At 56.9% G+C, this 7,324-nt stretch carries 3 protein-coding genes; 2 read left to right on the forward strand and 1 reads right to left on the reverse strand.

Annotation, left to right across the window (positions count from 1 at the left end; translation table 11 throughout):
• Positions 1–174: 174 nt before the first annotated feature.
• Both LUQ43_RS12905 and nikR read left to right on the forward strand, forming a co-directional pair.
• Positions 175–333: a hypothetical protein gene (locus tag LUQ43_RS12905; RefSeq protein WP_299968408.1), complete on the forward strand. Its 159-nt coding sequence runs from the start codon at positions 175–177 to the stop codon at positions 331–333.
• A gap of 185 nt (positions 334–518) precedes the next feature.
• Entirely contained in the window at positions 519–941 is a 423-nt protein-coding gene (nikR, locus tag LUQ43_RS12910) for a nickel-responsive transcriptional regulator NikR (protein ID WP_299968410.1), read from the forward strand.
• A 297-nt stretch (positions 942–1,238) separates the two neighbouring features.
• Here the strand turns inward: nikR and LUQ43_RS12915 are convergent.
• Positions 1,239–7,324 (reverse strand): DUF3344 domain-containing protein (locus LUQ43_RS12915; protein ID WP_299968412.1); only part of this gene is annotated, 6,086 nt, incomplete at its 5' end.

Raw genomic sequence — 7,324 nt, forward strand, 5'->3', positions numbered from 1 at the left:
GCCCGGATATCGGGCACCTGAAAATGGGTGTACAACGTACCTTAAACTGTAATTTGCCAATTATTAATAAAGTTTGTATTCATGCTATCAAATCACATTTTTTTAAAAAAGGTAATACGTTCAGGTAATCTGGCAGGTTTTTTTATTATCGGGTTTATGCCATGATATCACCTCATGAAGCCGGAAGATATACCGGATTCAGACCTGAGGCCATTCGTGGACCAGATCAATACCCTCTCCCCGCTCTCATCGATCATCAGCCAGGATTCGATAAAGATGTACGAATCCTCATCGCCATCAGGCCCTGGATCAGGACAATTTCATCCATTTTGAGAACCACGGGAAAACGTCAGTATGCATTGTCGGGCAAGGCCATCAAAATACGTACTTGTATATCAAGGTCTTATAACGCTGGGCATTCTCAAATAAGATAATTCTTAATCAGTACAACATTCTCCCCCAATTTTTCAAAACATTGAAAATCTAACAGCGGTGATATTCTCATCACTGATCTTACCATGACCATGGATGACGACCTCTCACGGATTGGTATTTCACTGCCAAAAAACCTGCTCGACCGGTTCGATGAAATCCTGAACTACCGGGGGTACTCCTCCCGCTCGGAGGGCATACGCGATGCGATCCGCACCTACATTACCTACTACAAATGGATGTCTGACGTCAAGGGGGAACGGGAGGGGGTCATTACGATGGTCTACGACCATGATCAACGCAATCTTCTTTCTGATATTACGGAGATAGAGCACGAATATCATGGCATTATCAAAGCCTCGCTCCACTCTCACGTGACACATACCCGGTGCATGGAAGTGATCCTCGTTCACGGGGAAGGTACACACCTTAAAAACCTTGCCGAGAAACTGATGGCCCACAAGGGTGTCGAGTCCGTGAAACTCACGACAATCCCTCTCGAGAAGTAAGTGCCCGGATACCATTGTTCTGAACATTTCAGCCACACCAGGATCCCATAAAAAAGAATTTTTTATTATATCAATGTGTGATACGGGACGCGCAACTCACCGCTCACTTACCCGCGCTGGTATGATCAGCGATCGTTTTGTACCCACGCGACCCCCCTAGCACCGCCAAAAAATTGTCCGGTTCGCGGACTTTTCCCCCATGAAGAATATTCCTGTGCAATAGTGATGCCGGTTGCGGTGTCACCGCTGGGTTCAGAAGTAATTAATGCCGTACGGAAATTTCCCCCAAAAAAATAATTAATATTTCCGGAACAGCGCCGGGTTCTGCCTGCGTATCCACCATTTCCGGATAACGACAACGCTGATGGCGAGGACGATGATGCCGGCGATACCGAAGATAACCATCGGGAGGGGAGTGGTCGGTGCCTCAGGTGTTTCGAGCGGGGCGGCCAAGGTTTTTGCGATAGTCGGAACCGCAGTCTTCCGCGATGTTACGACCGTTGTTTCCGGAGTAACGGTGATGCCCGGTGTTACCGTGGTAGTAACTTCCGTGACGGTAACGGAGGTAGCGTTTTTTACGAGAGCGGTAGCGAAGTAGGAGAACCCGCTTGAGGTTGCCTTGAATACATAGTCGCCGTTTCTCACACCAACATATTCGGTGGGGAGTGGTTCCCAGGCCTTGTTGGTATAGCGGAGGAGCTGGACATCATGGAAGGTCATCTTCTGTTCATCCAGGTAGGACTTGCTGACGGTGAACTCGATAACGGCCTGGTAAACGTCGTCGCTTGTTGCCTTGTAGAGATCGATCTTCTGGTATTCGTAGACCGGGTAGGATGGTTTGGCGATAGCCGACGGTAATGAATCCGGTTTTGTCGTGAGGATGAAGAGGTCCGGGATTGATGCGGTGGTCTGGATATCGACCTGCGAGATGTGGGTATTTCCGTTTACCGCATGGGATGACCAGGGGTAGGCGCTGGGATCCAGCGGCGCTTTCTGGGCGGTGGAAGAGGAGGACGATATGACTGATGAGTCCGCAGGATCCGCACTGCTGGTCTCAATGCCGGCAGAGGTGGATGCGCTGGCGGTGGAAGAACCTGAGGTTGAGGCGCTGCCGGAGGTTGTGGTTGAAGTGACTGGTGAGAGTGATGCGAGCGAGAAGGTCGAGAGGCCGCCTGGGGAGACCACGGTCAGGATGTAGTTCCCGGAGGCATCGGTACCCGCGAGCACCGGCACCAGGATCTGGGTCGTGCCGTCATCGGCTCTCCGGAGAACCCTGATATTGCCGAAACCTCCCTGTGCGGCAACCCAGGCCGGGCTGACGGTCATGGTGAGGGTCGCGGACTGGATAATGCCGCCGTCGCCGGCGTTTTTGAGGTCGGTCTTTGCGATGTTGATGGTATACGCGATATCATCGATCTGCTTGCCGTCCGCACTGGCGAGCAGGGTGAACGAACTCTGGGCGGTGCTGTCCGGTTCCTTGGTTATGGTCTGCGTGATGGCGGCTGTCGTGTTGGGCATTGCGTCCAGGTCCAGCGCGATCTGGACGGTCGGCGTGCCGACTTCCGCGAGCGGCACGGTGACCGGTTCGGTAACGGCCCTGACGGTCTCAACGGTGCCGTTGATGGTCCCGGTCCCGGTCTCCGGCGTACCGCTCAGGGTGATTGCCAGGGACGACCAGCTGGCCGTGTTGTTGATGGTGACGACATTGCCGGTTGTTGTGACGTTCGCGCTGGTGCTGTTGATGGTGACGTTCTGGGTGGTTCCGGTGGTCGTAGTCTCGATTTCAGGGATCACGAACCCGTTGTTCTCGACAACCGGGGCAATGACGGATATGTACCGGGTCCTGGTTACCTGGTTGCTGCCCGCCGCATTGGTTGCCGTCAGGCTGACCGTATACGTGCCGGTTGTTGTATACCGGTGGACCGGGTTCTGTTCGGCCGATGACCCGCTGTCACCGAAGTCCCACGACCAGCTTGTTGGTGTGTTGGTCGACGCGTCCGTGAACTTCACGACAAGCGGCTGGTCGCCTTCGGTCTTGTTGGCCCTGAACGATGCAACCGGTTTATCCGGCGTTACGCTGGATGCGGTTACGGTGATGTACCGGGTCCTGGCTTCACTGTCGCTGCCGGCCAGATTGGTTGCTGTAAGGTTGACGCTGTAATTACCGGCGGCAATATAGGTATGGACCGGGTTCTGTTCGGTTGATGACCCGCTGTCCCCGAAGTCCCATAACCAGCTTGTTGGTGTGTTGGTCGACGCGTCCGTGAACTTCACGGCAAGCGGCTGGTCGCCTTCGGTCTTGTTGGCCCTGAACGATGCAACCGGTTTGTCCGGCGTTACGCTGGATGCGGTTACGGTGATGTACCGGGTCCTGGCTTCACTGTCGCTGCCCGCCGCATTGGTTGCTGTAAGGTTGACGCTGTAATTACCGGCGGCAATATAGGTATGCACCGGGTTCTGGTTCGTTGCATTGGTTACGTTACCGTCCCCGAAGTCCCATAACCAGCTTGTCGGGGCGTTGGTCGATGCATCCGTGAACGTGACGGCCAGCGGTGCCGTGCCGGAGACCGGTGTCGCACTGAACGCGGCAACCGGTGCTACGGGGGCTGCGGCCGAATATTTCACCGTGAGCGTTGCGAGGATTGTTTTGTAAGTGGTGCTGGTGTTATGCTGGTAGGTGAAACTGGTGTCGGTGCCAGCGGTCAGATAGGATTTGACATCCCAGGTGTTGGTTGCAAAGGATGGCAGACCGCTGCCCTGGCGGGCGAGTTCATTGCTGTTGAATGAATAGATAGCGTCCTGCGATGACAGACCAAGATTGGTGAGGACTGCCGTGGTCCATCCGGGGGCAAGCGACCCGGTTGCAAATGCCGATGTCACGGCACTGTCGGTCTTTACCTGGTAATCATGGCCGTCGTTCACCCAGTAGTGTACCTGGTCGGAGTCGCCGTCGTTATACGCGACAACGAGCGTCAGGGTCTTGAGCCGGCCGTCAAATGTCGAACTGTTCAGATTCCGGGTGACGATCTGGGCATTGACCGTATTCGCGCTGATATACGGGGTGACATTATACCAGATCAGGTAATCCGAGTACTGCCGGGTCACGTGGTCGTTAACCCGATACACTTCGGCTGTGCCGGTTGCCGGGATGGCGAGCGTTTCGGTACCGAGCGCAGTCTCGTAGGTACCATCGCCATCGCGGTCAAAGGTAACCGCTGCCTCACCGGCACGGTTATCGGTACCGGCTGCATAGACCACGGCATAGAGCCGGGCCCACTGGATGTCCGTGTGCGCCGGGAGGGTGTAGGCCTGCGCGAAGGTTTTCAGGCCGGGTGTTGTCGACTGGCTGCTCCACGCAACCGGCTGGTATGCCCCAACATACAGGTCGCCGCTCACCGTGCCGCTCTGGTCCGTGGCCAGCCGGTCTACTCCTGAAGATACGGCGATGAGATTGGGTTTTGTTAAGGTTGTGGTGCCACTCGCATTGGTGACACTCAGGTTCACGGTGTAGATGCCCGCTGTGCTGAACAGGTGCGTTGGTGATTCTTCGATACTGTCAACAACGCCGTCGTTGTTGAAGTCCCACGACCAGGCCGTCGGATTTGTCGCGGAACTGTCCGTGAACTGGACGGATAGCGGCGCAAGACCGGCTGCCACGTTGGTACTGAACGAGGCTACCGGGGCGGCACCGGGACCGGCTGCGGTTACGATGACGTAACCGGTCTTCTCTTCACGGTCACTGCCCGCCGCATTGGTTACCGTGAGGTTGACCGTATAGGTGCCTGCACTCTGGTAGGTATGCACCGGGTTCTGTTTCGTGGAATTGGTTGCGTCATTGTCACCGAAATCCCAGAGCCAGCTGGTCGGGGTGTTGGTCGACGCATCGGTGAAGATTACCGTGAAGGGTGCGGTACCGGTGGTTGTGCCGGTTGTGAACGCTGATACCGGCGCAGAGACTGTGGTTGCATATTCAACAACCAGGATCTGCATGAGAGCGTCCATACCGCCGCTTGTATCCCCCTGGATTGCGGCTTCGTTCCCGGTTCCCGTGAGGTAACTCCTCACATCAAAGGACCGGGCCGAGGCGGTGCTGGAGGATCCCTGCCAGGCTGCGGTCGCAACGGTAGCACCGTTGAAGAGCAGGTTGCCTTCGGACGGCCCGGCACTTCCGGCAAAACTGTGGAGGGTCGCGGTCCTGACGGACGCGGTGTCGATGGTTAAGCCGGTGAAGGGTGCGTAGGCGGTTGCCTCCTCAAGCGTTGTGCTGTAACCGGACGGTGACGTCCCGAGTTCATCGCATTCCTCGTTGATGAAGATCTGTTTCCGTGTTGCGGTCGGATCGGCGTAGATGACGACGAGCGTGCTCGGGTACAGGGCATTCTTGTTGCCGGTGCCCGGGGTCATGACGAGCGTGTTGTCGCCGCCGTTGACGAACCGGGTCGTCACATCGATCGCAGGATACAGCCCGTACTTGTAGTTGGCATAGCTGCCGAAGTTGCTCTTGTCCATGTACGGTGTTCCCAAAACGACCGTGTTGCCGTTGAAGGTCGCGGTCATGTTGGGCACACCAGCGGGAGTCTGGTCCCAGTTGTAGTTGATATACAGGAACACCTTCTGGATGGTCGCACCGGACGGGACCGGCAGGTTCCCCGCTGACCAGGTCTCGGTCCGTGTTGCCCAGCCCTGGCCCTTGTAAGCGGTGGCGGGCTGGGTGGAATACAGGACATCGCCGTTCAGGTCGTAGGTGTGCTTTGTCGTGATGTTGCTGCCGCCGTTCCAGTAGATGCCCTTGCCCTTGTACCCGTTGAACTTTACGGGCTTGGATGCGGTCGTCTGGTTGTTGTTGGTCTCGTTCGTCTCGGCGATCAGGTTGGCCGGGTCAACGGCTGCGGTATACGTGACCGTGCCGCCTTCAAGATCCCGGATGGTCGGGTCGATGAGGCTGACCGTGGTTGTCGCACCGCCCGCCAGCGATGCGATGGTGATCGTGTTTACCGGCACGCTGCTGCTGACATCGCCCGCATACAGGCCGACTTCTATATTGGTGACGGCAGTGGTTCCGGTATTCGTGATATCGGTGACAGTAACCGTGTTCGCTTCCCGGGCAAAGACTGCTGCAACCGGTGCGGTGTCCACCGTCCCGGTGATGGCGAGGTCGTTCGATGCCGAACCGGTGACCGTGATGTGCCCGGCCTTGTTTTCATAATCGCTGCCGGCTGCATTGGTTGCGGTGAGGTTCACCGTATACGTCCCGGCGTTCGTGTACGTGTGGACCGGGTTCCGGACGGTGGCGTTGGTTACGTTGCCGTCCCCGAAGTCCCAGGCCCAGCTGGTCGGGGTGTTGGTTGACGCATCGGTGAAGGAGACCGTCAATGGATAGGTGCCGGTTGTTTTATCGGCGCTGAACGCTGCGACCGGGGCAGATCCTACCGGCCCTGAACCTGCGGTGATGTAATCCGCCTGGACCGACGAACTGCTGCCGGCGGTGTTGGTTGCGGTCAGGTTGACTGTGTAGGTGCCGGCCGACAGGAAGGTATACGTTGCGTTCTGCGTGGTGCTGTCAACCGTCCCGTCGTTGTTGAAGTCCCACGACCACGCGGTCGGGGAGTTTGTGGATGCGTCCGTGAAGGCAACCGTGAAGGGTACCGTGCCTGACGTCATGTTCGCTGAGAAGGACGCAACCGGGGCAATCGTTGTTGTACCCGGGTACTTGATCGCAAGCGTCGCGAGCGTGGTCTTGAAAGACGGTGCCACATAACTGTACTGGAAGACGCTGTTTGCGGCAGTACTGACTGCATCCTTCACGGACCAGGTGTGGTTCTCGTAGTAGTTGATGGGTGCGACCGGGTCTGCACCTGCAAGGGATACCCCGTTGAAGGCATAGGTGGCATCACTGCTTGAGAGGCCGACGTTGCTTAACGTCGCGTTCGTGAATCCTGACGCTATCCCGGCCGTGCCGAAGGTGGTGGACGAGCTTCCCGAATTGAACCAGTCCCCGCCGTGGTTGACGAAGTACCGGACCTGGTCGGTATCGCCATCATTGTAGGCAACAACCAGCGTGACCGCCTTGAGCCGACCGTCATAAAGGCTTCCGGTCTTCTCGTTCTTTACGTGGACTGACGGGGTCGCAGACGTGATCAGGCTCGTAACATCATACTCGGTCTCGTAATCAGAGTAGACCCGGTTCGTGTGGTCGTTGAGCCAGTACACCTTGCCATCACCGGAATAGGAACTCATGCTCATGTTCTCCACTCCGAGCGTGGTCTCGTAGGTTCCATCACCATTACCATCGAGCGAGATCGTGGTGCGGGAGGGCCAGTTGGCGGACCCGGAACCGGAGTAGACGTTGACGTAGAGGCGGGCCCACTGGATGTTCGTGAACG

Source organism: Methanoregula sp., from assembly GCF_028679125.1.
GTDB lineage: Archaea > Halobacteriota > Methanomicrobia > Methanomicrobiales > Methanospirillaceae > Methanoregula.

Bases quoted from the DNA above. Each gene is read 5' to 3' on its own strand.
- nikR (WP_299968410.1), top strand. From the start codon at position 519: ATGACCATGGATGACGACCTCTCACGGATTGGTATTTCACTGCCAAAA.
- LUQ43_RS12905 (WP_299968408.1), top strand. From the start codon at position 175: ATGAAGCCGGAAGATATACCGGATTCAGACCTGAGGCCATTCGTGGAC.